Here is a 26,905-nt window from a genome sequence, read left to right on the forward strand (position 1 = left end):
CGCTTGATGCCGGTTGGAGGCTGAAACAATTTGTTCTCACAGGAACAGTGCCAACGAGATGTTCTTTCCCGTTGGTATTTCTTTGCCTGCCTGGCGCTTCTATTTTATCTCCGCTATTTATTTCGCCCCGCTAATTTCCTGTAGGAGATTTTCTCAGCCGAAATTTTATTGAGTGCTATTTGCTTCCTGGGCGCTGCTTGCCACAGGGTTATTGCTGCAAGAAGCACTCGGGTTTGATTTCAATATTATTTGATGTCTCTGGGCGATTAAAAATATATACGCTGACAAATAAGCCTGACTCTTTTTTCGGCATCAAAGTCTGAGGCTGTGTCTGCGCGAGCAAGTCGGTGCGCAAGTGCTGGGGGTGGCGGCTTATCTGCCTCTTTAGCGATAAGAGGTATACTGGCGGAAACTCAGATCTTGCCCGATGCCCTGTGAAAAATGTAAGCCCTACCGAAAAACTCCCCACCCTGTTAAAGCATGCACTGCAATCTCACCCGCTCAGGGGGCAGCGCTGGGTGGGATTTTCAGGTGGGCTGGACTCCACGGTGCTCTTACATCTCCTGGCTAGCTGCCAGATCCCCGTGTGCGCACTGCATATTCATCACGGCCTAAATGCCAATGCGGAGGTCTGGCGGGCTCACTGCAAGGCGTTTGCTGAAAGTCTGGCGGTACCCTTTACTGCAATTCAGGTCGAGGTTGATCGCAAGGACGGCGGTTTGGAGCAGGGTGCCCGCCGCGCCAGGTACCGAGCCTTTGACCAGGCGATGTCTGCAGGAGATCAAATTCTGCTCGGCCATCATGCGGATGATCAGGCGGAGACTTTCCTGCTGCGCCTGATGCGGGGCGCGGGTGTGCTGGGGTTGGCCAGTATGTCAGAGAGCCGGCTTATCGGGCGTGACAAACACTTGCTGCGGCCCCTGCTCAAGGTTGGGCGAGCAGAGTTGGAGCAGTGGGCGGAGATGCACGGCCTCGATTGGATTGAGGATGATAGCAATGCGGATGAAGCCCTGGAGCGCAATTTTTTACGGCATCGAGTGATGCCGCTACTCAATCAGCGCTGGGGGGTGAGTCGCCAGGTTGCGCGGGCAGCGGAGAACCTGAGGGAGTCCGCAGAGCTGCTGTCGGAGTTGGCGCTTACTGACCTTGTGGCGGCGAACTTAAGGGAAGAGCGTTTCGGTGAAAGTCTGGCCCTGCCACACTTTTTTAGCCTCAGTGAGGGGCGCCGTAAAAATCTGATGCGACACTGGGTGCTGCGTCAGGGGGGGCGGTCGCCGGAGTCTAATTTGCTAAAGCAGGCGCTCTGCCAGGTGGCCTGTGCGGCGGAGGATGCGCAGCTTGAAGTCAACTTGGGTGGGCGTGTGGTGCGGCGTTTTCGCAATCGTCTCTATCTGACACCTGAGTTGGCGCCGGTCGCCAGTGGCACCGATAACTGCTGGCACTGGGATGGCCGCGCCGATCTACCACTGCCCGGGGGCAGCGTCCTTCAGTCGCCAGCGGGTTGGCCGCTGGCTGACTATAAGGTTTGTTATCGCCGGGGAGGGGAGCGCGCCCACCCAATAAGCCGCCCAAAGTCACAGGCGCTCAAGAAGCTTTTGCAGGAGTGGGCCCTTGAGCCCTGGCTCAGGGACCGTGTTCCACTAGTATTCTTGGAGGGGAATTTGGTGGCTGTCGCGGGGCTCTTTTCGTGTAAGGCAAGCCGCGCCATCCCGGACAAACCGCCCAGCTGGCGGTTTTTCGATTGAGTGTTGGGGGGCTTTCTGCTACCCTGGCGCCCCGTCTCAAAGGCACCGGGAGAAGCTGGATTATCCGCCCGGGCCAGCCCTGTAAGCTCGACATTCATCGAGCGCTCAACTGACCAAGGTTTTGCATGACGCGCTATATTTTTGTAACTGGTGGCGTGGTTTCCTCGTTGGGGAAAGGTATCGCCTCCGCCTCTCTGGCCGCCATTCTCGAGGCCCGTGGCCTCAAGGTTACCATCCTCAAACTGGACCCCTACATCAACGTAGACCCGGGTACCATGAGTCCCTTCCAGCACGGCGAGGTGTATGTCACCGAGGATGGTGCCGAGACTGACCTGGATCTGGGTCACTACGAACGCTTTATCCGTACCCGGATGTCCAAGCGTAACAACTTCACCACCGGCCGCGTGTACGAGACCGTACTGCGCAAAGAGCGCCGTGGTGACTATCTGGGTGGCACCGTACAGGTGATCCCCCATATTACCGACGAGATCAAACGCCGCGTTGTAGAAGGTGGCCGCGATGTCGACGTCGCTATTGTTGAAATCGGTGGCACCGTAGGTGATATCGAATCCCAACCGTTCCTGGAATCTGTGCGTCAGCTGCGTGTGGAAATGGGCACCAACCGCGCCCTGTTGATCCACCTGAGCTATGTGCCTTTCCTTGCCACTGCTGGCGAAACCAAGACCAAGCCGACTCAGCACTCTGTTAAAGAGTTGCGTTCTATCGGCTTGCAGCCGGATATCCTGCTGTGCCGTTCCGAGCGTGAGATCGATGAGGACTCCCGCCGCAAGATCGCACTGTTCACCAATGTTGAAGAGCGTGCAGTTGTACCGCTGCCCGATGCCAAGACTATCTACGGTGTACCGCGCTTGCTGCACAGTTACGGCCTCGACGATATCGTTGTGGAAAAACTGCAGCTGGAATGCCGGGCGCCCGATTTGTCCGAGTGGGATGAAGTGGTCGATGGCAAGCTGAATCCTCAGCACGAAGTGAAAATTGCCATGGTTGGCAAATACATGGAGTTGCTGGATGCCTATAAGTCCCTGATTGAGTCCCTGACCCATGCGGGTATCAAGCATCGCTGCAAAGTGGATATCGACTTTATCAACGCTGAAGACGTTGAAGGTGAGAACGGCATTGACCTGATCAAGGATGCCGATGCAATCCTGGTTCCCGGTGGATTTGGTGAGCGCGGTTTAGAGGGCAAGCTTGAATCTGTTCGTTACGCTCGCGAAAACAATATTCCTTACCTGGGCATCTGCCTCGGTTTACAGTCTGTGGTTATCGAGTTCGCGCGCAATGTGCTCGGCCTCGAAGGTGCCAACAGTACTGAATTCAATACTAAAACCCCGCACCCTGTTATCGGCCTGATTACCGAGTGGATCGATAGCGAAGGCAATATCGAGAAGCGCGACGAGCAGTCCGACCTGGGTGGCACCATGCGTTTGGGCGGCCAGGAGTGTCGCTTGGCGAAAGACACCAAGGCTCGCGATATCTACGGTGCAGACGTCATCGTAGAGCGTCACCGCCACCGCTACGAAGTGAACAACAACTACGTTGATCGCCTGCAACAAGCCGGTTTGAAAATTGGCGGCTGGTCAGCAGACGATACCCTGGTAGAAATGGTTGAATTGCCGAACCACCCCTGGTTCGTTGCCTGTCAGTTCCACCCGGAATTTACGTCAACGCCGCGCGACGGCCACCCGCTGTTCGAAAGCTTTGTTGCCGCTGCAATGAAGCAGCGTGAAAACCAGGGCTAAAAAATAATTCCGCCTCAGCTCTAAGTTAGTTGAGGCGGAGATAACAGGGAGTAAGCTGTGAAAACAATTGAAGTTGGAAATGTCCAGGTCGCCAACGATAAGCCTTTTGTGCTGTTTGGCGGTATGAATGTACTGGAGTCCCGCGACCTGGCGATGCAGGTGGCCGAGCACTATGTGACAGTCACCGAAAAACTGGGTATTCCCTATATTTTTAAAGCGTCTTTTGACAAGGCTAATCGCTCTTCCATCAATTCCTATCGCGGACCGGGAATGGAAGAGGGCCTGAAGATTTTCCAGGAAATCAAAGACACTTTTAAGGTTCCCCTGATTACCGATGTCCACGAAATACACCAGGCCGCTCCGGTTGCCGAGGTCGTGGATATTATTCAGCTGCCGGCCTTCCTGGCCCGCCAGACTGATCTGGTCGCTGCTATGGCGGCGACGGGTGCAGTGATCAACGTCAAAAAGCCCCAGTTTATGAGCCCGCCGCAAGTAAAAAATGTGGTGGAGAAATTTGCTGAGTGTGGCAACGAAAATATTCTTTTGTGTGAGCGCGGTGCTTGCTTTGGCTACGACAACCTGGTTGTCGATATGCTGGGCTTTAGCACCATGATCAATGCCTCCGGCGGTGCGCCGCTGATTTTTGATGTCACCCATTCACTGCAAATGCGCGATCCCTCCGGTGCAGCCTCTGGTGGTCGCCGTGCACAGGTTACTGAGCTGGGCCGCGCAGGTTTGGCGATCGGCATTGCCGGCCTGTTCCTGGAAGCGCACCCGAATCCAGACAAGGCGCTGTGTGATGGCCCCAGTGCACTGCCCCTGGAAAAGCTGGAGCCGTTCCTGGCGCAAATGAAAGCGGTAGATGACCTGATCAAAGGTTTTGAGCCGCTGGATACGAAATAAAAAAGAGAGACCTTTGCGCGCCCTGACTGGGCGCGCGGCACTTTCCCCCTCAGTGATTTAACTGAGCGCGGTAGAAAAAAGTGCATAACGTCTGATTGACCAATTACCTACTTTCAGTAAGTACCAATACGGAGCCCATTGTAAATGAGCAAGATTGTCGCTGTTAAAGCCTTTGAAGTACTGGATTCTCGCGGTAACCCAACCGTTGAGGCCGATGTGATTCTGGAGGATGGATCTATTGGCTCTGCCTGCGCGCCCTCCGGTGCCTCTACTGGCTCTCGTGAAGCGCTGGAACTTCGCGATGGCGATAAAAGCCGTTACCTGGGCAAGGGTGTCCTGAAAGCGGTTGAAAATATCAATACCACTATCGCCGACCTGCTCAAAGGTATGGACGCTACCGATCAGCGCGCCCTGGACAAGGCGATGATCGATGCCGACGGCACTGAAAACAAAGCCAATCTGGGCGCCAACGCTATTTTGGCCGTTTCCCTGGCTGCCGCTAAAGCAGCTGCCGCTTCCAAAAAAATCCCCTTGTACCAGCACATTGCTGAGGTAAACGGCACTCCGGGCGAGTACTCCATGCCGGTGCCAATGATGAATATCCTCAATGGTGGCGAACACGCCGATAACAATGTGGATATCCAGGAATTTATGGTGCAGCCGGTTAAAGCTGAGTCTTTTGCCGAAGCTCTGCGCCAGGGTGCTGAAATTTTCCACGCGCTGAAAAAAGTACTGTCCAGCAACAGCCTGAACACTGCGGTTGGCGATGAAGGTGGCTTCGCTCCGAACCTGCCCTCCAACGAAGCGGCACTGAAAGTGATTGCCGAGGCGGTAGAAAAGGCCGGTTACACCCTGGGTGATGACATTACCCTGGCTCTGGACTGCGCTTCTTCCGAGTTCTACAAAGATGACAAGTACGACCTGTCTGGCGAAGGCAAGCAGTTCGATAGCGAAGGTTTTGCCAGCTATCTGGCCGAGCTGTCCGCCAACTACCCGATCCTGTCTATCGAAGACGGTATGGACGAGAGCGATTGGGACGGCTGGAAAATTCTCACCGACAAGATTGGCGACAAAGTACAGCTGGTAGGTGACGACCTGTTCGTAACCAACACCAAAATCCTGAAAGAAGGTATCGAAAAAGGTGTCGGTAACTCTATCTTGATCAAGTTCAACCAGATCGGCTCCCTGTCCGAGACTCTGGACGCGATCAAAATGGCTAAAGATGCCGGCTATACCGCTGTGATCTCCCACCGCTCCGGTGAGACTGAAGACACCACTATCGCAGATCTGGCAGTTGCTACTGCCGCAGGTCAAATCAAGACCGGCTCCCTCTGCCGCTCTGACCGCGTAGCCAAGTACAACCGTCTGCTGCGCATCGAAGCCGAACTGAATGGTTCCGCGCCTTATCGCGGCCGCGCTGAATTCAAGTAATCCATTATTTGAATTAGCGTGCAAGCACTACAAGGAGGGGCCAGCCCCTCTTTGTAGTACTATTAATACGAACAAGCGAAATATCGTAATCTCGTATGAAATGGCTGCTGGCAATACTCACCACTATGCTCCTCGCCACCCAGTATCGACTTTGGGTTGGTGAAGGTAGTCTCGCCGAAGTTACCCGTCTCAAGTATCAATTAGCCCAACAGCAAGAAAAAAATATCGCGCTGGTGCGGGAAAATCGTCAACTGTTTAGGGAAGTTCGCAGTTTGAAAGTTGGCACCGATGGTGTGGAAGCCAAAGCCCGTTATGACTTGGGACTGATCAAGGAAGGGGAAACACTGTTTATCTTCCTGGATAAGGAAGAGGCTGAAAATTGATTAAGGATTATTGGGTCATTGTACCCGCTGCCGGTGTGGGCAAACGTATGGGGGCCGACCGTCCCAAACAGTACCTACCGCTGCTCGGACGACCACTGCTATCCCTGACGTTAAAAAATATTCTCGGCTGGCCGGGTTTGGCCGGTGTGGTCGTATCGATTTCTGCGCAGGACAGTTACTTCTCCCACCTGAAAGAAGCGAGTCACCCCCTGCTACACACGGTGACCGGTGGTGCAGAGAGAGCGGATTCGGTCCTGTCGGCACTGGATTTCCTCGCGGAGCGCGAAAGTGGTGATACTCCGGTTTTAGTCCACGATGCGGCACGGCCCTGTGTGTCTGAGCGCGATATCTGCGCTCTGCTCGGTGAAGATGTATCGCCGATGGCGCTTTTGGCACGCCCCGCCAGTGACACATTAAAACGCAGTCACCCGGTTGATGGCGTAGCCTGTGTGCAAGAGACCGTTGATCGGGAAACTATTTGGCTGGCGCAAACCCCGCAGCGGGCCCCTCTCAGTACTCTGCACGCCTGCCTCGGCAAGGCTTTGGAGCAGGGTGGGGCTGTTACCGATGAGGCCAGTGCCCTGGAACTTTTTGGCCATTCACCGCAATTGGTTGCGGGTGATAGTGACAATATTAAAGTGACGCACCCCGCCGATATCATAATTGCAGAAACGATTTTACGTCTGCGCTACTCCCCCACTGAGGATAAGCGATAGTGACTTTTCGAATAGGCCAGGGCTTTGATGTACACGCATTTGGCCCCGGCGATCATGTAGTGCTCGGCGGAGTACAAATCCCCCATGGGCAGGGTCTGGTAGCCCATTCTGACGGGGATGTTTTATTGCACGCCCTCGCAGATGCCCTACTGGGGGCTTTGGCCCTGGGAGATATCGGTAAGCACTTTCCCGATAACGACGAGCAATTTGCCGGCGCCGATAGCAGAAAACTGCTTCGCCATGTCGTTGGCTTAATCGATAGCAAAGGGTATCGCCTGGTGAATGCGGACATGACCCTGATTGCCCAGGCGCCCAAGATGGCTCCGCATATCGATGGAATGCGAGCCAATATTGCCGCTGACTGTGGTGTTGATTGCGATGCGGTCAGTGTCAAAGCCACCACCACAGAAAAGCTTGGATTTACTGGTCGCGGTGAGGGTATCGCCGCGCAAGCGATTGTTTTATTAGAGCGCAAAGATGTCTGAAGTTTGGAATCTGGATTGGCCCCGAGCGCTCGGGGGTGCGGTAATCTCTGGCGATTTCCGCACTGAGCCGGAAGATTTTATTGTCGATGAATTGGCTATGCCACCGGCTGATAATAGCGGTGAGCACGTTTATTTTCTGATTAAAAAGCGAGGGGCAAATACTGCCTGGGTCGCTAAGGAACTGGCGAAATTGGCCGGGGTGCAGAGCCGCGATGTCAGTTTTTATGGTTTAAAAGACCGGCACGCAGTGACTACTCAGTGGTTCAGCGTATGGCTAGGGCAAAAGCCTGAAGCAGACTGGTCGCAAATTAACAGCGATGAGATTTCGCTGCTGCAAACATTTCGCGGACCGCGCAAGCTGCGTCGCGGCGAACATATGGGGAACCGCTTTAAGATTCGCCTGCGCAATGTAGAAGGTGACAGGGACAAAGCTGAGGAAGTGCTTCAGCGGATTCCTGAAGGGGTGCCCAATTACTTCGGTGAGCAGCGCTTTGGAATTGATGGTAACAATCTGAGTCTGGTGAAAAATCTCGCTGAAGAGGACGGCCGTTGTCGCAAGAGTGAAAAAGCTTTTGCCATGTCCGCTGCTCGCAGCTGGCTGTTCAATCAGGTTCTCGCTGAACGCGTCAACGCTGGAACCTGGCGGGGCCCTCTTGCCGGCGAACCGGAAGATTACCCCACTGGGCCTCTGTGGGGGCGGGGTAGAAACCTGGCTACAGATGCCCAGGGAGAACTGGAGATGCAGGTGTTGTCTCCGTGGCAGCCCTGGTGCAATTGGCTGGAGCACTGCGGGCTCAGTCAGGAGCGACGGGCCATGATTTTATCCCCGGAGGCGTTTCGCTATGAATGGGAAGGTGATCATTTAATCGTTGAGTTTGCCTTGCCCCCGGGTACTTTTGCGACAGCTTTGCTACGGGAGATAGCGCAGCTGGTCAATGTTAAACAGCGCACATAAAGTTAAGGAGCCTTTGAACAACTCCGTAATACCTCTGCGGGGCTTGCAGAGCGATTCACACTTCGCGTTGCGACTTCTTGAAAGGTCTAGACATTCCTGCGAAGCCGCGCCCTGATTGTGAACCGCTCTGTAAGTCAGAGGCTCCTTAGATAACTGGCGCTGTTGTACAAACCATGGACAAGAAAAAGAATATGGATCGCTTGAGACAAGAAGGCCTGGGAATGACTTCCCAGCGAACCCGCAACCGCTTGATCCAGCGTTTGCGGGAAGAGGGGATTGCCAACGAGGAAGTACTGGATGTAATGGCATCCACCCCTCGACACCTTTTTTTGGATGAAGCCTTAGCTATTCGAGCCTACGAAGATACTGCCCTGCCCATAGGGTATGGCCAGACTATTTCCCAGCCCTATATTGTCGCCCGTATGACGGAGCTTTTGCTGAGTAGAGCCAAGTCTTTACAGCGAGTTTTAGAAGTGGGTACCGGTTCGGGTTATCAGACAGCCATTCTCGCCCGTTTGGTGGAACAACTTTATTCCGTTGAGCGTGTCCAACCCCTATTGCAAACAGCTCGTCAGCGTTTGGGGGAGCTGGGTTACAACAATATAGAGTACAAACTCAGCAGTGGGGGTTTTGGTTGGAAGGAAGAGGGGCCTTACGATGCAATCCTGGCTGCCGCAGCACCGGCAATGATTCCCGATGAGCTGCGAGAGCAGCTGGCTCCCAATGGGGTTCTGGTAATTCCGGTGGGTGCTGAGCAGCAATACCTGACGATGGTGACGCGCCGTGAGGACAGTAATAAGTTTGATGTGGAAAAATTGGAAGCGGTGCGCTTTGTGCCTTTGCTCAGTGGTGTGGTTCGATGAAATTTTCTGAGGTTCTAAAAAGTCGTTACCCGGGGGTGGTACTGCGGGGAATGGCGATGGGGGCTGCGGATGTGGTGCCCGGTGTTTCTGGGGGAACTATTGCCTTTATTACCGGCATTTACCAGGAGCTTCTGGACTCCCTCAGTAGAATTGGCCCGCACTGTATTACAGTGTGGCGGAAGGAGGGGTTTCAATCCACTTGGCGCTATATCAATGGGAGCTTTCTACTCTCTCTTTTCCTCGGGGTATTGTTGAGCGTTTTTAGCTTGGCCCACCTGATTAGCGGTTTACTGCAAAATTATCCCATTGTTGTGTGGTCTTTCTTTTTCGGTTTGGTTCTCGCTTCAATTGTTCCCATTGTGAGAAATATTCCCCGGTGGTCGCCATCGGTACTGGTATTTCTAGTGCTGGGTATCGCGCTTGCAGTGACCGTGAGTGAGATGCGACCTTCAGAGATACCGGCAACCCCCCTAACGCTGTTTTTATCGGGTGCTTTGGCCATATGCGCCATGGCCCTGCCGGGGATTTCCGGTGCTTTCCTGCTGCTCCTTATCGGTATCTACCCCAAGGTTTTGGCCGCAGTTCACAATTTGCAAATCGCAAACCTGCTGTGCTTTGCCGCAGGGGCGGCAATAGGGCTGATGCTTTTTAGCCGCTTGTTGTCCTGGTTGATGCGCAACTATATGGCCCGAACGCTGGCATTTCTGGCCGGGGTTCTGCTCGGGAGTTTAAAGATTATCTGGCCCTGGAAGCTGCCGGCGTCAGGGGAAATCGAGGCCTCCAGCAAGTTGGCACCCCTGTTATCCAATACTTCTCCGCTAACTTTTTTGGAGCAAACTGGTGATAATGCGCATCTGGGCAGCGCTATCGGCGCAGCGCTAGTGGCAATACTCCTGGTTCTCGCTGTAGACTTCTTTGGCAGGGGACATAGAGAAAAGCCTTGCGCCACACAGCAATAAGGTCTGGAAAATCTCGGTATGGCAGCTTTTTATCAAGCGATTACATGGATTTTTGGAGATTTTCTTTAGACACTTTTTCCATAAATGCCGTGATCTGATGTAAAAAGAGAATAATGAAATGTCATTTCTTACAAGCTTCTGAGCGCCAATATTGGCGGAACAAGCTCTCTAAAACGGGTCATGGCTTGTGGAGGCTGTTTAAAATATTAGGCTTGCTCATACTGATGCAGGCCCTTTCCTCCTGTTCCAGCCACAAGGCCCCATCAAGCTCCCTGCGCCAACCCCCCGGCATCAAGATTACCCACCACACGGTGAGCAAGGGGGATACCCTCTATGCTATCGCGTGGCGTTACGGCAAGAATTTTCGCCAGCTGGCGGCGATAAATGGTATTCCCTCTCCCTATAAAATTTATCCGGGGCAGAGAATCAAGCTGTCAGGCTCCGCGCCAAGCAAGAGTGTTACCAGTGCAGCCAAGAAGCAAAAAGCGCCAGTTGCGAAGGCGAAGCCGGCAGCGACACAAACGACCACTGCTAAAAAATCTTTAACACCTAAGGTTAAACGCCAAACGGCATCATCCAGCCAGAAGGGGTCGGTTCGCTGGCGCTGGCCCGCCAAGGGGAAAGTAATTAGTCACTTTCGCTCTGGAGACCCCTTGCGCAAGGGAGTTGATATCGCGGGAGAAAAGGGAGAGGCTGTACTGGCAGCGGCTGATGGCACCGTGATCTACGCAGGAAGCGCCTTGAGAGGTTATGGAAAGCTGCTGATCGTCAAGCACAATGAGGTTTACCTTAGTGCCTATGCACACAATCACCGGTTGCTTGTAAAGGAGGGCAGCAGGGTAAAAGCGGGGCAAAGGATAGCGGAGTTGGGTTCTAGTGGTACCGACCGCGATAAGCTTCACTTTGAGATTCGTAAAAACGGTCAGCCAGTAGACCCTCTTGCCTACTTACCGTAAGTTCACGGCGGCAGCGGAGCTCTGCAAATAAAAATGGACTTTTAACTATACCACTTGAGGTAGTCACTGTAATCGTGGCCATCCCAGGGTCAGCCGATTCAGTGGCTGTCGCCACATACCTGAGGCGTTGATTGTTGTGTTATCGGTGTTCGGGTATGCCGTGCGGCTGAAATTGGCAAAGTACAAGGAGCAGGGGAAATGGAAGCACAACGGCAAGACCAGTCTATGACTGGCCAGGCAGAAGACTTTCCTCCTGAGTTAGACGTTGAAAATGATGAGCAGAAATTAGGTTCAACTGAAGCAGGTGTTAGTCGCAAGCGGAAATCTACAGCAAAAAAGACTTCCGCACCCTCCCAGGCAGAGAAAAGTAGGGTTTGCAGATTGGATGGCGATGGCCATTTGCAGAAAAATCTCGACGCTACTCAGCTCTATCTCAATGAAATCGGATTCTCCCCCCTGTTGACCGCAGAAGAAGAGGTGTATTACGCGCGCAAGGCACTGCGCGGAGATGCTGCGGCGCGAAAACGAATGATCGAGAGCAATCTTCGCCTGGTAGTAAAGATTGCTCGTCGCTACGTCAGTCGAGGCCTGGCGCTGCTGGACCTGATCGAGGAGGGCAATCTGGGCCTGATTCGAGCAGTCGAGAAGTTTGATCCAGAGCGAGGCTTTCGCTTTTCCACCTACGCTACCTGGTGGATACGTCAGACGATAGAGCGGGCTATTATGAACCAGACCCGAACTATCCGCCTGCCTATCCATGTAGTGAAGGAGCTGAATGTCTATCTGCGCGCTTCGCGAGAATTGGCCCAGAAGCTGGATCACGAGCCCTCGGCAGAAGAGATAGCCAACCTGCTGGAGAAGCCGGTCGAAGATGTTGAGCGGATGCTCGGACTCAACGAGCGGGTTACCTCAGTGGATACCCCCATAGGGCCCTCCTCTGAGAAGACCCTGGTAGATACCATTCCCGATCAGCAGGAGTCCGATCCCGCAGAGTTGCTCCAGGACAGTGACCTGTTTGACAGTATCAACCGCTGGTTGGGAGAACTTCCCGATAAGCAGTGCGAGGTGGTGTCCAGGCGGTTTGGTTTACGTGGTTTTGAAGCGAGCACCCTGGAAGAAGTGGGGCGGGAAATCGGCCTCACCAGGGAGCGGGTAAGACAGATACAGGTGGATGCGCTCAAGCGGTTAAGAGAAGTAATGGAGAAGCAAGGGCTCGACGGTCAATCCCTGTTTGGCGGCTTATAGTGTTTTCTCTCCACAAAACCCCGCAGCCAGTTTCTGGTTGCGGGGTTTTGTTATTTAGCTTTGTTCAGCCTAGATTCCGGCAAGAGGGCTGCTTATTTTCGCACCCAGCGTCCCCGGTTATTCTGGTAGTACTCCCCAGGGGACAGGCGGGCCTCCAGCTTTTCTGCTGCACGTGTAGCCACTTGGGCAATATCAATTTTATTGCGCTCAGCAATTCGGGTGTAAGCGGCTTTTCGCTTGGTATTTACTTCCTTAACCAGCTTTTTCAACTCTGGTGAGCTGGTACCTACAATCGCTATATAGCCACTATTGGCCTCCCCAACCAGCCCTTTATTTTTGGCTTCATTCAGGGAAATTGCCATTGCCGGAAGGGCGATGACCAGGCTCAGTGTCAAAAAGACGTTGATTAATGTCTTCATATCTCGCTTCCTCAGAAAATCCCTTCTTTGTCTTCAAATAGGCTGTCCAGGTCTTTATCGACCTTGACCCGAATCTCGTGCTCGATTTTTACATTCAGGTTTACTGTAATTGGTTCGCTGGGCGCTTTTACCGCTACGGTAGGTGTACACCCTGTAGCAACCATAGCGTATAGCAGCCCTATAGGAACCAGTCGGCTGGCTTTCATTTGACACTCCTCACAGTACCTCTTTGGTACCCTTTTACTTTTTGGAACCCGGGTATCAAGAAGCCTCTGATTAACCCCATAATCTCTCTGCGGGCCTATAGCGGCTCTCTGGGGCAGCATAGAGCAATCAGAAGTCCTTTAATCTACGTTACCAGCCTGGTTCATCCAGAGAGTGGATGGCGGCAGACACAAGTATTCTATTGGGTCAACCTTAACCGGTGATGAACCAGGTAGGGATATATATGCAAATAAAGGCTACTCCACACCAGACCTATTGGTCCAGTTGCTTTTCTAGTGTTTTGGTTAAGTCACGACTGGCCTGAAGTGAGCGCAGCATATCTGGGATATTGTTTTCGAGATTAAGGTTGATGACCAGGTCCCGGTCGGAATCAATGGCATCGCTGCGCCCTACCAGCTTGAGCTGTAGCTGGAGGTCCCCACTGGCGGGGTAGTCTACTCTGCCTTCGAGGGTGCGGAACTCATAATCTTCCAGCGCATTGGCTATCAATTTAAGCTGTGGGTTACTTGCCAGCATCTGGGGAGAAAAGGCCCCGTAGTAACGCAGTTGACCACCTGGAGCTTCGCCGCGCAGATGGCCCGCCTCTACGGTGATACCTTCCGCACCCGTCACCAGGGGGATTGTCAGATCGATATGTCCGCTGGCTGCAAAATTCTCTGAATGGGTTACTTCAGTCAAAGCCTCTAGAGAAACCCCCTGAGCGCTCAAGGTACTTTTTCGGCTTTCTTGATTGAGATTCCAAACAAGAGCCTCTGAAGTGACCCTGCCGCGCAAAAAATCAGCAGAAAATTGCTGTAGAGTAATATCCTTTTGTTTATCTAGTTGTAGCGATAGCTGAATTTTTTCCAGCGGTAATCCCGCATTAATGGATGCTATTGATAGGGGAGAGGGCACTGGTGTGATCCAGTGCCCATCTTTGTTTTCTATCTCTAGCTTGCCCACAATCCCCGTGGCAAAACTCTCTTTATAAATGACGGCGATATCTAACAGGTTAATGTAAAAATTATCCCCAGACTGGGGGGGGAATGACAAAGAGCCACCGGCGGATAGAGTGCCAGACACTATGTCGGCAGGGAGGCCCTGAAGCGTTTCGCTCAGCGTTTTGCCAGTATTGAAAGTGACGTCGGGAATTGAGAACTTTAGTTTCCCTGAAGAGGTTAACAGGTCGTAATGGCCGTTCAGCTCAATTTCCACTGGGCCAGCCACAATTTGACTGTGACTGACTAGCTGGTTGTTTTGCAGGGATAATTTGCCTTTGGCCGCAGCGCTAACAGAGTATTTTTCTGGAGTCTCTAGCTCTAAGTGGCTTGTTTCAAAGGCGCTGTCGAAGCTTATGAGTTCATTGTTGAGCGCAACCTTGCTGTCGATAAAGTTAAGCGTCCCAGAGAGGGAAGCTTGTTCTGAAGTAACAGTTCCGAGCTGACTGTTTATTGTGCGGATGGTACAAGTCAGAGGCCCTGCTATTTCACAGTATGCCGATGGTGCTTCCAAGGTAATATCGCTAACCTCTAATGTCGAAGTATCTATTTTCCCGGCAGATAGTTTGATGTTTTCTAACTTTAAATTCCTATCTACACGATCGCTTAGGATTTGCACCTTGGCGCTTGAGTAAAGATTGGTAGCGGTTAATTCTTTGGTGTGATCAATAAACCTGGGGACTCTTGTCTCTAGTTCAAAATGGCAGCTGGTGGTATTGGCGTGGCGGCACTGGATATCGCTAGCGGTTATTAAGGCCGAAGACTCCGTGTTAATAGCCTCTATTTTTCCAGTTATAGCCCCTTTGCTAACTTTAATCTCTCTGCGACTTGAATCAGTTAGATCGCCGGTGATAGAGATGGCTTCTGTAATATTTACTTGAGCCCGGCTGTGGTGTAAACCGGTAGTGTGCAGTAGTGAATCTTCTTGCGATATAGGTAGTGAAATATCCAGATAAAGTGTTTCACTCGATGTCAAATCTAGACGAAAGCGATTTAACCTTGGGGTGGATATACTGCTAAGCGAGCTCGATTGAAGATGCCCCTGGAATGCGACTTTCCCTTTCGTGATGTTTAGCGGTAGGGCTGGAAAGTGTCTGAGAAATTCCGGTGAGTGAAGTACGGTGTTTGCAGTGTTGAGATAGAGGATGCCTTCGATTGCCAGTTCGGGGCTTGCTCCCGGTGTGCTTGAGTCAAATTTTATATCAATTAGCGGGCTACTATTGGCTCCATTTTCTCTTAAGAATATTTCGAGCTGGCCATTGCCTTTGATAGATTGAGCTTTAAATGGAAATAGGGTTTTAGCATATATTTCAATAGGCTTGTCTGTGGATAGACGGGCTTCTATCTCGGACTTTAGTGGTGGGTAAGAAGTTGAAGCCTTTAACTCGCGTCCGCTAACTTGAATACTAATATCGCGGTAGTTTGGGGTCGACAGCAGGTTGTCGGGTACGGCCATGGTGGCGGTTGCTAGCACTTGACCAAATGCTGTTAGCTTAGACTTACTATTGTTTTGGGCATTAATGATGTCTATAAACGGGGCTAGCGTTTCCAGGTCTGATACGACTTTACTATTGATGGCCCATGTATCTGTCGATTTTTTATTAAGTGTTATATTGGCTTCAGACAGAACTCTTGAAGCGCTCGATAGTATTCTTGGATTTAGCTTAATGACAGATGGGGTTAAATCGGCCTGAAAATCTAAGTTCAGCTCGCCAAGCTGGGGGTGTTGGAAAGGGCTTTGAGCGTAAATGTTGACATTATTGCGCACTATGCTCAGGGGGCCTGCGGTCAATAGACCATCGAACACGACCTCCCTAACTGATACTTTACCGGGCAAAAAGCGAGTTAAATTTTGGTTTAGAGCATTTAACGATAGTCCCACATTTTTTGTTGCATTATTTACCCGGCGCTGTTTATCCGCAGAGCTTTCGTTTGAAGTCTCTGCAACGTCCATACTTCGAGTTAGCTTTTGTATGGAAAGCTCAACTTTTTGAGTGTTGTCTCGGTCATAAATAATATGGAAAGGATATACAATGGTTACGCCTTCAAGGAGTAGGTTGCTGTTGACAGTGGATTTTAGGCGCACTTCCTCAATGGAAACCTGTTTGAAGCCCAATCGCAAGCCCGTCAGCTCTTGAATAACGACCTCACCGGAGAAGAGATTGACCAGCTGAGAGATAACAATATCTTTTTTCCACCAGCTGGCAGCAATAAGAACGGCTAATAAGCAAGCCAGAGACATTATACTGATACGGAGTTTGCGCACACTGAACCTCAGAACTCCCGTGGGAGGCTAGCTTGAATTTACATCTATTGTTCTTCGTGAAAAGCTTTCTCGGCCAAGTTGAGGCCCCATAAGATCGCTTAGAGTCGAGTTTATCAGACTGGATAAATAATACTGATTGCCGGTTATCAGTGGCTCGCTCAAAGCTTCTGCTGAGGGTGAATAGTGAGTAATTTGTACTTCTGCGAAGAAGGGCTCACCCAACCTGGTATAGCTATGCTCTATTGTCGAGTTTGCTGTAATAGCTTTTGGTCGTATATGTTACCTTGCCTGTCTGGCGGAAATAGATATGCCAGAGGCCCCTTGGCCCTTATGCGTAGCGCCAATTGTGTAGGCCAGCTATAGTCCAGTTTTTAGCCGGGTGATACTAAAAGGCGGAAGGAAAGCACCCTGCACTCGGGGCCGTATGGCTGCCGAGTGCGAGCTTACAGGGGGTATTCGCAGTGCATCTCCAGTGCAGTGTATTCTGTCCCTCTGATCCAGTAGCAAGTCGCATTAACCTGGGAGCTGACAGTGTCAGTTCAAACAATTGAATTCATACTGCCCTACAGAGGCACAGAATGACTGAGGATGTTTCAATAATGAAAGATAGCCAGCCAAAGACCATTTACCTCAAAGATTATCAAGTACCAGATTACCTGGTGGATACTACCAAGTTACATTTTGAGCTGGAGCCAAAGGCGACGCTGGTAAAGTCTCGCTTAAGTATACGCAGGAATCCGCAAGCGGGTGCAGGTTTGCCCCCGCTAGTGCTCGATGGCGTTGAATTGGAATTGCTCTCTGTTGCTGTGGATGGGGTGCCGCTTTCTGCGGAAGATTACCAAGTTTTGCCCGAGGGGCTATCGATCCCTGTCAGCAAGGCGGAATTTCTTCTGGAAATTCAGAACCGTATTAATCCAGAGGACAATACTTCACTGGAGGGACTATATCTCTCTAATGATATGTATTGCACCCAATGTGAAGCTGAAGGGTTTAGAAAAATCACTTTCTACCCCGATAGACCAGATGTTATGTCCAAATTTACAACTACGATTGTAGCCCCGATGGACCATCCGGTATTGCTGTCTAATGGCAACGAAATTGAACGGGGCAGGAGTGAGGATGGTCGCCAATTTGTCACCTGGGAAGATCCCTTTGCCAAGCCGGCCTATCTTTTTGCACTGGTGGCCGGGGACTTGGAGCAGGTTGAAGATAGCTTTACAACCGCCTCAGGACGCAACGTAAAGTTACAGATCTTTACGGAAGCAAAGAATATTGGCAAGTGCGATCACGCTATGCGCTCTCTTAAGAATGCGATGCGCTGGGATGAAGAGGTTTACGGAAGGGAGTATGACCTCGACATTTTTATGGTGGTTGCGGTTGATCACTTCAATATGGGGGCTATGGAAAATAAAGGGTTAAATATCTTCAATTCAGCCTGTGTGCTCGCTAGCCCGGAGACCGCAACGGATACTGCTTTTCAGAGAATCGAATCTATTGTGGGGCATGAGTACTTTCATAACTGGTCTGGCAATCGGGTCACTTGTCGTGACTGGTTTCAGCTAAGTCTGAAAGAGGGGTTCACTGTATTTCGCGATGCGGAGTTTTCCGCAGATCTTAACTCCCGGGCGGTCAAGCGCATTGAGGATGTGTCGCTATTACGCACTACCCAATTTGCTGAAGATGCCGGCCCTATGGCCCACCCGATCAGACCGGACTCCTATATAGAAATTTCAAATTTCTACACTCTGACGATATATGAAAAGGGTGCAGAAGTTGTCAGGATGATTCATACCCTATTGGGGGCTGAGGGATTCCGTAAAGGCAGCGATCTCTACTTTGAGCGTCACGATGGCTGTGCGGTAACTTGTGAAGATTTTGTCAAGGCCATGGAGGATGCTAATCAGGTTGATCTACAGCAATTCCGCCGTTGGTACAGTCAGGCGGGTACACCGGTTCTTGATGTGACAGATAGCTTCGATCAATCTGAAGGTATCTATAGGCTGACTATTCGCCAATCCTGCTTACCCTCCCCGGGACAAACTGAGAAGCTGCCGTTCCATATCCCAGTCAGAGTGGGGCTGCTGGGGAATGATGGTACAGATTTAGCACTCAATGAGCAGGGGGATACTGAAATTGTCTTGCAGCTTAAAGAGACAGAGCAGGTATTTGAATTTAGCGGACTTGCAGAGAAACCTTTGCCCTCCTTGCTGAGAGGCTTTTCTGCCCCGGTAAAAGTTCGTTACAACTATAGTAATGAGCAGCTTCTATTCTTAATGCGGAAGGATGCTGATACCTTTAATCGCTGGGATGCAAGCCAGCGTTTGGCACTCAATGCTTTGTGCGATCTTCAGGCGGCTTTCCGTAAAGGTGAAGCGCTGAAAGTTCAGCCCAGCTTAATCAATGCCTACCGTGAGGTTCTACAGGATACGGACCTCGATCCGGCATTAGTTGCGGAAATCTTGCAGTTGCCAAGTGAGCAATTTGTTGCGGAGGAGTCTGTTGCTGTCGATGCCGAAGCAATTATTGTCGCTCGAGAGTTTGTGCGTAAGGCCATTGCAGTTGAGCTATTTGCAGAGTTCCGCAAGCGTTATTTGAAGCTGAATCTAAGCAAACCCTACAGTCCCAATGCTATAGATATTGCTCAGCGGCGCCTTAAAAATACCTGTCTGTCTTATATGTGTGTGACTGAGACTGAAGAAGCCCTGGAGTCGGCAAAGAGTCAGTTTGAAGTGGCCGCGAATATGACTGATAGCGCAGCCGCTCTTGCTGTTATTATTAATTATGGGGAGGATAGATTGGCTGAGGATTCGATCAGCCAATTTTATCAGCGCTGGGAGTCTGATACGCAAGTGGTTGAGCTGTGGTTGAGCCAGCAGAGTTGCAGCCCCAAGCGCGGTACGTTGGAGAATATTATTGCACTTATGCAGCATCCCGCTTTTGAGATGAAAAATCCTAATAAAGTGAGATCTGTTATCGGTGGATTTGCCAATCGAAACTTTAAACAGTTCCATAAGAGTGATGGCAGTGGATTTGAATTTGTTGCCGATCAAGTTCTTGCTTTGGATAAGCTCAATCCACAAATAGCGGCAAGGCTAGTGATACCCATTACACGCTGGAAAAAATATTCCGGAGATTTGGCTGAAAAAATGAGAGGCGCGCTACAAAGGGTTTCTGACTCGGGGGGATTGTCCAAGGATTTATTTGAGGTGGTCAGCAAAAGTTTGCTGTAACACGATTATTGACATGGGGCATGTCATACATGCCCCAATATTTACAGAATTTCGCTGCTCTTTTCATCTCCCAGTGCCACCAAATGTAGCTGCCCGCCCCGATTGTGGATTTCTGTGATTGACGTATAGTCAGGGTTAAATTGACGCACTTTTTGCTGTTTTTGCAGGTGAGCTACCACTGAATTGATGACCATAAAGTGACAAAATATAATGGTGTCTTCAGAGCGACTTTCCAGGTATTTAATAATGCCGTCGCGCCAGTTCTTTTGTGTTTTGTCAGAGCTGTCCCAGTTGCCGTCAAGGAGTGTGCGTATCCAGGATAGGCGCTGTGTTTGAGCTATGCCTTTGGGTGTCGGTATCTCTGTTACTGTACTTTCAATAATGACTTCCTGTTTCCAGGCTTCGGCTAGAGGCTCGGCTGTTTGCTGGGCCCGTAACTTGGGGCTACTGATTAATTGCCCTCTATCGAGGGTGGAGAGCTTGAGAGCTAGCTCTTTGGCTTGTCTATAGCCCCTATCTGTGAGTGTTGGGTCAGAGATATATGTCCCTTTGGCGGCTTCTCCATGCCTGATTAAAAGAATTCTTGCCATTTATTCGGCCCTAAAGATAACCATTCAACCTATCATCGGGTATATGTTGCCACAAACTGAGAAGTTCCGCTGAGTCAAATGCCCTGGCTGAGGAATGGTTGCCAAATCGTTTGCTATGTTTGCCCGAAAATTCTGGCCAATTCCTTCCGGGTTGTCCTGTTTCAGAAAAACTCAGCCAGGCCTGCTGCATGGTGGCACTTAATAAGTGGGGGTTTTCTTCTTTGCCATACAAGGTTTGTAGCGACTGGTCGCTATGGGTCCCAAATACATAGCCAAGCTCAATGCCGTGGCAGGCTCCCAGTAGTGGCTGTGCGGCAAGAGGTTGAGCAAAGTGATAGTGGAAAGCCTGTCCCTGGTGCCGTTGTAGATAGCGCAGTCCCGGCAAGGTAAATACCATATCGGTGAGCAGCAGGTTCCAGGCTCGACTCCATTCTGGCCAGGGATTGGCTGCCATCGTCTTTGCTAATTGATGGTAGTGCTTGAGCAGAGGAGTCAGTTCGGATTCGGGAATAAGCCACTCCAGTTGAGTGCAGATTTCCCGATAGCTGATGGTGAAAATTTCAGGATTTATAACACTAAATAGGTTCCACTCTTCCAGGTTGTTGCCCAGTAGTAAAGGGTGGTTTTGCGAAGGATTCGGATTTTTATTTGAGGGGAAGAGCTCTGTATCTGCCACAGGTTTAAATGGCAGTTGCCCCCATTTGGCGGCCATTGTAGTGTTAGAGAGTATTTCCTTTTGGGTTTTAAGTAACAGCTTGGCTGAGCAGTCCTTTAATGAGGCGCCATGGGAGATTTGCTCAAACTGATAAACAAATTTTTGCGCAAAATGATTGGCACTTTTTGGGGAGTGTGAGGCTCTGGGGTGTCCACTTTGAACGATTGCGCGTCGTATAAGCCCTCTATATTGTGGCATCTCAAGCAGTGAGACAATACTCATGGCGCCGGCGGATTCACCAAAGAGGGTGATATTTTGAGGGTCCCCACCAAAGGCAGAAATATTTTCTTGAATCCATTGTAGAGCGGCTATTTGATCTAAAAGGCCTTCATTGCCGGTGGCAGGGATATCACTGATATCTTTTAAGCGTAAAAAGCCTAGTGCGCCCAGTCGATAGTTAATAGTGACTACAATAGCCCGACCACTGGCCGCTAAGTATCGGCCATTATAGATAGCTTGACACCCCGACCCCATGTAGAAAGACCCACCATGAATCCAAAGCATCACCGGTAATCTATTATTCTGCGAGGTTGTAGGAGAGAAGATATTTAAATAGAGGCACTCCTCTTTTTCAGGGAAATTTCCACTTTGATCACGCACCTCTATCAGGGTTGATGGATTTTGTGCAGCGGGAGAGCCAAAGTTGTGTGCCTGCAAAGGGGATTTCCAGCGTTCTAGTTTTTGCGGGGGAAGCCAGCGCAAATTTCCGCTGGGAGGTTGGGCGTATGGTATCCCCAGAAATTTGTAGACGCCGGTGTCTTCGTCGATGGTTCCAATAATAGGCCCGGCAGGTGTATCAACAACGGGAGTGGAGTCCGATTTTAAGGCGTTTTTGATCTTCGGGCCTATAGTCATTTGTAACTTTCCAATCTCTCTGAAGTTAATGTAAAAGCCGTCCTTCTTCTGCCGTTTTTTAACGCTCTCTTAAAAGACTTTAAGTCGTATTCATACAAAGGTAGTGCTGGTAAGAGGATTATTGTGTTACTGATTTTTCTTATAGAATATTTGCAGATTGCTGTATTGGTGAATCTAGTCGCGAACAGGTTCGAGGTGAAGTTTTAAGTTGGGGATATCGCAAAATTATTCAGCGGCCCAGAAATAGGGTTGGCGAGGCCGTGCGAGAGAGGAGCTAGTGTTTTTTATTACGCAATTTGTATGATGGAAAAATGCTCATCCTTCTAAATGCCCCTTCTGTTTTAATGTTTTGATAAGTATATAGTCCCTATCCAGTGGGGCGATAGGGACTATGGTTGGACTTTGGGTTTTAATCAGTTTCAATAGTCTGATCAGTCTTTTGGAGTTTGTCTAATAGTGCGGGAATTGAGCCAAAATCTGAGTTACTCCTTGAGCCTTTTAAAAGAATCAGGTCTGAGTCTTGGCAGAATTCCTCTAAATAACTTACCAGGGGTTGAGCCTTGGAAAAGTGCGGCCCCAGTATTTTCTTCGGTAGTATCTTGCGGAGATATTTCATTTCTTCTCCGTGGGTGACTACCCAGTTGACCCGACTTTGCATAAGGGGCTCGGCGAGACTTTCATGGAGCTCTTTGCTCTTCTCGCCCAGGTGTACAATTCTGCCCAGTACAGCAATTTTTCGCCCTTTATCCTCAGCCTCTGTTTGCGCAAACACCGAGAAGGCGTTGAGCATTGAGCTGACCGTAGCATTCCAGCTGTCATCAATAAGGTTGACGGATTTACCCTGTATTTTTATATTGGTGCGCTGTAAGTGACCTTCATCCAGTTGGAATTCCTGCAGGCGCAATGCCGCTTCATCCAGGTCTCGGCCGAGGGCATATACCGCACAGATGGAAGCGATTGCATTGTGTAACATACCGGTACTTGGAGCGGGAACGCGCAATTCCAGTTCTCGTTTGGGGAATTTCAGTTGAACCCAACTGCCTGATTCGTCTGTCCGTACCCGTAAAATACGCACTTCAGCATTGCTGCTTTCTCCAAAGACAATGACTCTTTTTGCATGTTGCTGCGCTTTTTCCAGGACATGCTCAAAACATTTTAAATGTTCGCCGGCAATGGCAATTGCCGGACCGCTGAGGCCATCGTAAATTCGGGATTTCCACCTGGCGGTATCTTCCAGGCACTTTACGTGGTGGCTGGTTTGAGACATCCCCACTTCGGTGATTAGCGCTACGGTTGGTTTTATTTGTTGGGTAATTGGGCCGCGCTTCATCCACAGGGCGCTTTGCGCTACTTCTATTACTGCGGCTTCATGGTCCCGATTCAGGCTGGCCATCATTGAGGGGGCGCCGACCCGAGAGTTGTAATTTCCCAAACTGGATAAGACTTTTTCCTTCGATCCCAGCATCTGCGCGATCATTTTAACGGTGGTTGATTTTCCTGCGCTACCGGTGACAGCAATGACATCACCGCTAAAGCGCTGCCTAGCGGCTAGTCCCAGCTCGACGATCAGTTTGATAGGGTCGGCTACCAGGAGGACCGGAAGGTCTTTGGGGAGTCCAGCCACGGGTTTTGCCACAACCACACCGGCAATTTGATCGGCAAACTGTGGAATTTTGGGGTGTAAATCCCACAGCTTAGTCGGTTTTTTGGTGCTTTGTTCATGATAGGCCCGATCGAGGCTGGTGCAGGCAACAAAGAGAATCGGATCAAGTGACTCTTCAATAAAACTGCTTCCCGAGATAACACTGCGCACGAACCAGCCTTTCGGGGGGGCTACCAGCCATTTTCCACCAGAAATGGCTTCGATTTGCTTGGCATTCCAAGTTTGTCCTGGGTGGTTCTGATGTGCAACAGGAGGAAAGTCTGTTGTGTAGACCGGTACCTTAGGACGGACTGCAGGTTTTTTCTTGGCGAGGTTCAAGTGAGCAATCATTCCGCCGACGGGCGTTGGCTTGATTTGTGTGGTATTTGAAATTAGCCCGACCGCCAAATGAAGGTGAACCGGCTGCAGTTCACTTTTAGCCGGTGCCCTCAGCCCATAGAGATCCCGGTAAATGACACCGGGTTGCCACTGGGTCGTAGGTACCTGCCAGTCACAGGGGTCGTGATCCATCGACTTGCCCCAATAGGGCATTGAAGTTTGCCGAGTGGGAATCGCTCGAAAATCGAGTCGGAAATCTTCCGTTACTTTTTTATCGGCGCTCCAGAAGGATTCTACCCACAACATCTGCCTGGACTTGATCTCGCGGGGGTAATATCTGACCCCTACCAATTTAAGTGGCCCGCATTGAACCGGTGGAATACGGGCGTCTACAGGAACCTGATTGACTGTCCAGCCAGGGTTTAACGGCCGCAACTCCTTGATTGGGTCCCGTTTGTATTGGGTTTTGAGTACGGGGGGAAGCTCGCGCTGCTGCCTGCCGGGAGGCGAGAGTACAATAGTGCCACTAGCATCCGGGTTTAGGCTGAGTTTTGTGCCCTGGGCCGAACAAGCTTCGCTAAAGCGCTGGGTGAGTTCTTTAGCGCTATCCCCACTCAATTGTTTACTAAAGCCAAAGCCTACTCCGACGGGAACAAATGTGATTTGCTCGACACCTTTTTCGCTTAGATGGAGGCGAAAAATACCGCTGTCGGCAAAGTCTTGGCGAATAGTATCAGACAGTAAATCTCCGGCATCGTGGATAATTGGCCTGTCTCGATAGACCTCAACGCCTTGCAAATTGTGCGCGCTGGTGCCTAATACAGCGTCGGCACCAGCATCGATAATGGCATGGCCGGTGGCTATTTCATCCTCTCCCGGTGCCGGCTCGTTGTTGTTACCCCAGTGTACAGCGACAAACACGAGCTGTGCCTTCTCCCTGGCGGCGGCGATACGGGGTTTCAAATTATCAAACCAGAGATTGGGTATTGTGAGGGGCAGGTGGGCACAGCCCGGTGTATTGGGGCCTGCAGCAAAGCGCGGTTGGGTTGCATCTATAGAGAACAGGGCAACATTTAGATGGCCTGCGGATCTAATAATTGGCGTTAGGGCCGCTTCGATATTAACTCCCGATCCGCTGTGGCCGATACCTGTTGAGTTGAGCCAGCGATGTTGCTCCATAAGGGCTGTAGGGCCGTAGTCGCCGCTATGGTTATTTGCTGTGGCAACAATATCTATACCCGCTTCCATCAGAATCGACAGCATTTCAGGGCGAGCCCGGTAGTAATAGGGGGCCGCCTCTCCCTTACTGATTCCCTGTTCGCCCTCAGTGGCGACCACGCACTCCAGGTTAACGACACTGAGGTCGGCATTTTTTAACGCCGTGATAGAATCGAGTACCTTGTCTGCGCCCAATTGAGCGGTGCGGTAATGCTGCCTACAGGATAGGTTAACATCGCCCCCCCAAGCCAATACCGGTAGAGACTTATACGGCTTGTTAGAGGATTCGTTTTCCAGTTCAGGGCCTGTTTCTGCTGTTGCCGATAAGGTATTTTTCTGGCTGAGGAGGTATTTTCTGTAGGCGATAAATCCGGATAGATAGTGTTCGACGTCATCAATGCGCACTCTAAAAGCCTGGTGCCGGATAAAGAAGCTTCCGACAATTCGCCTGGGGTTGCGGAAATACATGGCGAATTCTGGCCAAAAGTATCCATTTAATAGATACATTGCGCGTTTGTGTAAGGCGCAGTAGAAGTGCTCCAAATCCACTTGATCGAGTAAATACTGAAACTCAGGCTTGCCCCGTAGGCGGGAGACCATCTTCTCAGCAGCCATCATCAGTTCGAGTAGGGTGGGGAATGTGGTGATTCTGTTTTCGGCAAAATCCAGGTATTTAGCAAAGTTTCGAATGCCAAATTGGAAATATTCCCCTTTAGGGCGATAGCGCGTTAGCTCATTGACACAGTAGCTCAGCCAGTGGTCGTGCGCGCGCCAGTGATTGGCGCGGATAAAGTATTTAAAAGCCCTCTCTACCAAGGTTAGCCAGCGGTCATCTTTGCTGTGGCTGTAAAGTCGTATCAGGCCAAAGGCCGCCTCACCGTCATAATAGATAACCCGGTACTTATCTTTGACGGTAAGCTCGGGGTAGTTGAGAACATGGGAAAACTGCCCGCTAGTTGAGTCCTGCATATACTCGATGCCAAGCGCCAGCTGCTCCATGATCTCGGCATATTTATCGCTCTTGGCGACCTCGGAGTATTTGACCAGAGCGAGCAGGGATACGGCGTTACCCCCAAGCTTTATCTCATTATTGGCCTCTACCAAAAAGGCTGCGACCGCGCCGGAGGGAAGCCGCACTGTTTTGATAAGCTGTGTTATCAGATACTTCAGCGACCGGAGTATGGCCCCCGCAAGCGACTTGTCCCCGCTCACCTCCCAGGCTTCAATCATGGCGTAGGTGCTGCTGGCGTGGCGCAGGTTGTTATAAGTATTAATTTGCCGGTCGAAACAGGCGTGCCAGCCATAGTAGAAGGAGCCACTTTTTTTGACCTGAGAACCTAAATAGCGGCTGCTGGTTTTAATTAACTTACTGACATTGACGCTGTCCAGCTTGTCGACCACCCGCCGCCCAGTATTGGGGCCCGGGCCATACAGGCGAATGGGGTTGCGTTTAGGTTCACAAAAAAGCCCCTCTGTCGATAACAGGATAACGGGTTTATCCTCGGAAAAGTCCAATTTTGTATTGGTACCGAAGCGCTGCTTGGCGTAGCGGATAAAGTTTTTCTTGTTGATAACGGCATGGTCGATCTGGCTTCCACCATAGAGCATGGCGTTAGCATTGAGCTCTTGCTCCAGAAATGCTATTTCACAGTCACTATCCAGAGCGAGACCGTAGCGGAAATAAGACCTTTTAGTGTCTTTAAGTGTTTCCTCAAGGCCCGCAAACGTCATGGTACTTTTTTGCGTTACCCAATCCACCCGCAACCAGCAAGTGTTTATCTTGCTGGATTTCTCCGCCCTCTGTATCGCTTTCACTAAAGCTTTCCAGGTTTGCTGAAAATCCGGAGCGGTTATATGTTTGACAATAGCGCGCTGTTTGGCGTCAGTGATAGAGAAAAATAGGGTGTAGGGGGGCGGCAACTTTTCCAGTGCTTGCTCTACTTGAGGGCGCACCTGAACGAGCATGTTGGATAGGGACATGTCGCAACTTATCTCTCAAATTTAAAACAGAGTAGCAGTGTTTTTCCT

19 protein-coding genes are annotated in these 26,905 nt (G+C 50.7%); 13 read left to right on the forward strand and 6 right to left on the reverse strand.

Features of this window, described 5'->3' with window-relative positions; all coding sequences use genetic code 11:
* Positions 1–434: 434 nt before the first annotated feature.
* The 12 genes from tilS to rpoS all read left to right on the forward strand — a co-directional run bounded on the left by tilS (position 435) and on the right by rpoS (position 12,401).
* The gene (tilS, locus tag ACJJIF_RS21065) at positions 435–1,745 is read left to right on the forward strand and encodes a tRNA lysidine(34) synthetase TilS (RefSeq protein WP_444930212.1); all 1,311 of its coding nucleotides are present in this window, start codon (positions 435–437) and stop codon (positions 1,743–1,745) included.
* Positions 1,746–1,870: 125 nt separating this feature from the next.
* On the forward strand, positions 1,871–3,505 hold the full coding sequence (pyrG, locus tag ACJJIF_RS21070) for a CTP synthase (RefSeq protein ID WP_444930213.1): 1,635 nt from the start codon (positions 1,871–1,873) through the stop codon (positions 3,503–3,505).
* Between the two features lie 57 nt (positions 3,506–3,562).
* A complete protein-coding gene (gene kdsA / locus ACJJIF_RS21075) occupies positions 3,563–4,408 on the forward strand; it encodes a 3-deoxy-8-phosphooctulonate synthase (protein WP_444930214.1) in 846 nt (281 codons plus the stop codon).
* A 144-nt stretch (positions 4,409–4,552) separates the two neighbouring features.
* A complete protein-coding gene (eno, locus tag ACJJIF_RS21080) occupies positions 4,553–5,839 on the forward strand; it encodes a phosphopyruvate hydratase (protein WP_444930215.1) in 1,287 nt (428 codons plus the stop codon).
* Positions 5,840–5,934: 95 nt separating this feature from the next.
* Positions 5,935–6,222 (forward strand): septum formation initiator family protein, encoded by a 288-nt coding sequence (locus ACJJIF_RS21085; RefSeq protein WP_444930216.1) that lies wholly within the window; start codon positions 5,935–5,937, stop codon positions 6,220–6,222.
* Complete coding sequence (gene ispD, locus ACJJIF_RS21090) at positions 6,219–6,938, forward strand: 2-C-methyl-D-erythritol 4-phosphate cytidylyltransferase (protein WP_444930217.1); 720 nt, start codon at positions 6,219–6,221, stop codon at positions 6,936–6,938. The genes ACJJIF_RS21085 and ispD overlap by 4 nt, the downstream gene beginning before the upstream one ends.
* Entirely contained in the window at positions 6,938–7,423 is a 486-nt protein-coding gene (gene ispF, locus ACJJIF_RS21095; protein ID WP_444930218.1) for a 2-C-methyl-D-erythritol 2,4-cyclodiphosphate synthase, read from the forward strand. Before ispD ends, ispF begins: the two co-directional genes overlap by 1 nt.
* Positions 7,416–8,378, forward strand: a complete 963-nt coding sequence (gene truD, locus ACJJIF_RS21100; protein WP_444930219.1) for a tRNA pseudouridine(13) synthase TruD — start codon at positions 7,416–7,418, stop codon at positions 8,376–8,378. Before ispF ends, truD begins: the two co-directional genes overlap by 8 nt.
* 191 nt (positions 8,379–8,569) lie before the next feature.
* Positions 8,570–9,241: a protein-L-isoaspartate(D-aspartate) O-methyltransferase gene (locus ACJJIF_RS21105; protein ID WP_444930220.1), complete on the forward strand. Its 672-nt coding sequence runs from the start codon at positions 8,570–8,572 to the stop codon at positions 9,239–9,241.
* The gene (locus ACJJIF_RS21110; protein ID WP_444930221.1) at positions 9,238–10,200 is read left to right on the forward strand and encodes a DUF368 domain-containing protein; all 963 of its coding nucleotides are present in this window, start codon (positions 9,238–9,240) and stop codon (positions 10,198–10,200) included. Before ACJJIF_RS21105 ends, ACJJIF_RS21110 begins: the two co-directional genes overlap by 4 nt.
* 224 nt (positions 10,201–10,424) lie before the next feature.
* Positions 10,425–11,156 (forward strand): peptidoglycan DD-metalloendopeptidase family protein, encoded by a 732-nt coding sequence (locus ACJJIF_RS21115; protein WP_444930222.1) that lies wholly within the window; start codon positions 10,425–10,427, stop codon positions 11,154–11,156.
* Positions 11,157–11,354: 198 nt separating this feature from the next.
* Entirely contained in the window at positions 11,355–12,401 is a 1,047-nt protein-coding gene (rpoS, locus tag ACJJIF_RS21120; RefSeq protein ID WP_444930223.1) for an RNA polymerase sigma factor RpoS, read from the forward strand.
* Between the two features lie 92 nt (positions 12,402–12,493).
* Here the strand turns inward: rpoS and ACJJIF_RS21125 are convergent, their stop codons facing one another.
* The 3 genes from ACJJIF_RS21125 to ACJJIF_RS21135 form a co-directional block, all read right to left on the reverse strand.
* The gene (locus ACJJIF_RS21125) at positions 12,494–12,820 is read right to left on the reverse strand and encodes a YdbL family probable chaperone protein (protein ID WP_444930224.1); all 327 of its coding nucleotides are present in this window, start codon (positions 12,818–12,820) and stop codon (positions 12,494–12,496) included.
* Positions 12,821–12,831: 11 nt separating this feature from the next.
* Positions 12,832–13,026, reverse strand: a complete 195-nt coding sequence (locus tag ACJJIF_RS21130; protein ID WP_444930225.1) for a YnbE family lipoprotein — start codon at positions 13,024–13,026, stop codon at positions 12,832–12,834.
* Between the two features lie 271 nt (positions 13,027–13,297).
* Entirely contained in the window at positions 13,298–16,264 is a 2,967-nt protein-coding gene (locus ACJJIF_RS21135; RefSeq protein WP_444932393.1) for an intermembrane phospholipid transport protein YdbH family protein, read from the reverse strand.
* A gap of 623 nt (positions 16,265–16,887) precedes the next feature.
* Here ACJJIF_RS21135 and pepN point away from each other — a divergent pair.
* On the forward strand, positions 16,888–19,518 hold the full coding sequence (gene pepN, locus ACJJIF_RS21140) for an aminopeptidase N (RefSeq protein ID WP_444932394.1): 2,631 nt from the start codon (positions 16,888–16,890) through the stop codon (positions 19,516–19,518).
* Between the two features lie 41 nt (positions 19,519–19,559).
* On the opposite strand, the gene ACJJIF_RS21145 is transcribed toward pepN, so the two are convergent.
* The 3 genes from ACJJIF_RS21145 to ACJJIF_RS21155 all read right to left on the reverse strand — a co-directional run bounded on the left by ACJJIF_RS21145 (position 19,560) and on the right by ACJJIF_RS21155 (position 26,857).
* On the reverse strand, positions 19,560–20,108 hold the full coding sequence (locus ACJJIF_RS21145; RefSeq protein ID WP_444930226.1) for a histidine phosphatase family protein: 549 nt from the start codon (positions 20,106–20,108) through the stop codon (positions 19,560–19,562).
* Between the two features lie 10 nt (positions 20,109–20,118).
* Positions 20,119–21,678 (reverse strand): carboxylesterase/lipase family protein, encoded by a 1,560-nt coding sequence (locus tag ACJJIF_RS21150; RefSeq protein ID WP_444930227.1) that lies wholly within the window; start codon positions 21,676–21,678, stop codon positions 20,119–20,121.
* A gap of 409 nt (positions 21,679–22,087) precedes the next feature.
* Positions 22,088–26,857 carry a CapA family protein gene (locus tag ACJJIF_RS21155; RefSeq protein WP_444930228.1) on the reverse strand — a complete coding sequence of 1,590 codons (4,770 nt, stop codon included), beginning with the start codon at positions 26,855–26,857 and terminating at the stop codon, positions 22,088–22,090.
* Between the last annotated feature and the right edge of the window lie 48 nt (positions 26,858–26,905).

This window comes from Microbulbifer regidiadema (SeqCode), assembly GCF_052467605.1.

Coding starts and splice junctions, on each gene's coding strand:
- ACJJIF_RS21145 (WP_444930226.1), bottom strand. CDS start 20,108: ATGGCAAGAATTCTTTTAATCAGGCATGGAGAAGCCGCCAAAGGGACA.
- ACJJIF_RS21155 (WP_444930228.1), bottom strand. CDS start 26,857: ATGTCCCTATCCAACATGCTCGTTCAGGTGCGCCCTCAAGTAGAGCAA.
- ACJJIF_RS21115 (WP_444930222.1), top strand. CDS start 10,425: ATGCAGGCCCTTTCCTCCTGTTCCAGCCACAAGGCCCCATCAAGCTCC.
- ACJJIF_RS21110 (WP_444930221.1), top strand. CDS start 9,238: ATGAAATTTTCTGAGGTTCTAAAAAGTCGTTACCCGGGGGTGGTACTG.
- pepN (WP_444932394.1), top strand. CDS start 16,888: ATGAAAGATAGCCAGCCAAAGACCATTTACCTCAAAGATTATCAAGTA.
- ACJJIF_RS21085 (WP_444930216.1), top strand. CDS start 5,935: ATGAAATGGCTGCTGGCAATACTCACCACTATGCTCCTCGCCACCCAG.
- pyrG (WP_444930213.1), top strand. CDS start 1,871: ATGACGCGCTATATTTTTGTAACTGGTGGCGTGGTTTCCTCGTTGGGG.
- ACJJIF_RS21130 (WP_444930225.1), bottom strand. CDS start 13,026: ATGAAAGCCAGCCGACTGGTTCCTATAGGGCTGCTATACGCTATGGTT.
- ACJJIF_RS21125 (WP_444930224.1), bottom strand. CDS start 12,820: ATGAAGACATTAATCAACGTCTTTTTGACACTGAGCCTGGTCATCGCC.
- eno (WP_444930215.1), top strand. CDS start 4,553: ATGAGCAAGATTGTCGCTGTTAAAGCCTTTGAAGTACTGGATTCTCGC.
- truD (WP_444930219.1), top strand. CDS start 7,416: ATGTCTGAAGTTTGGAATCTGGATTGGCCCCGAGCGCTCGGGGGTGCG.
- rpoS (WP_444930223.1), top strand. CDS start 11,355: ATGGAAGCACAACGGCAAGACCAGTCTATGACTGGCCAGGCAGAAGAC.
- ACJJIF_RS21105 (WP_444930220.1), top strand. CDS start 8,570: ATGGATCGCTTGAGACAAGAAGGCCTGGGAATGACTTCCCAGCGAACC.
- ACJJIF_RS21135 (WP_444932393.1), bottom strand. CDS start 16,264: ATGTCTCTGGCTTGCTTATTAGCCGTTCTTATTGCTGCCAGCTGGTGG.
- ACJJIF_RS21150 (WP_444930227.1), bottom strand. CDS start 21,678: ATGACTATAGGCCCGAAGATCAAAAACGCCTTAAAATCGGACTCCACT.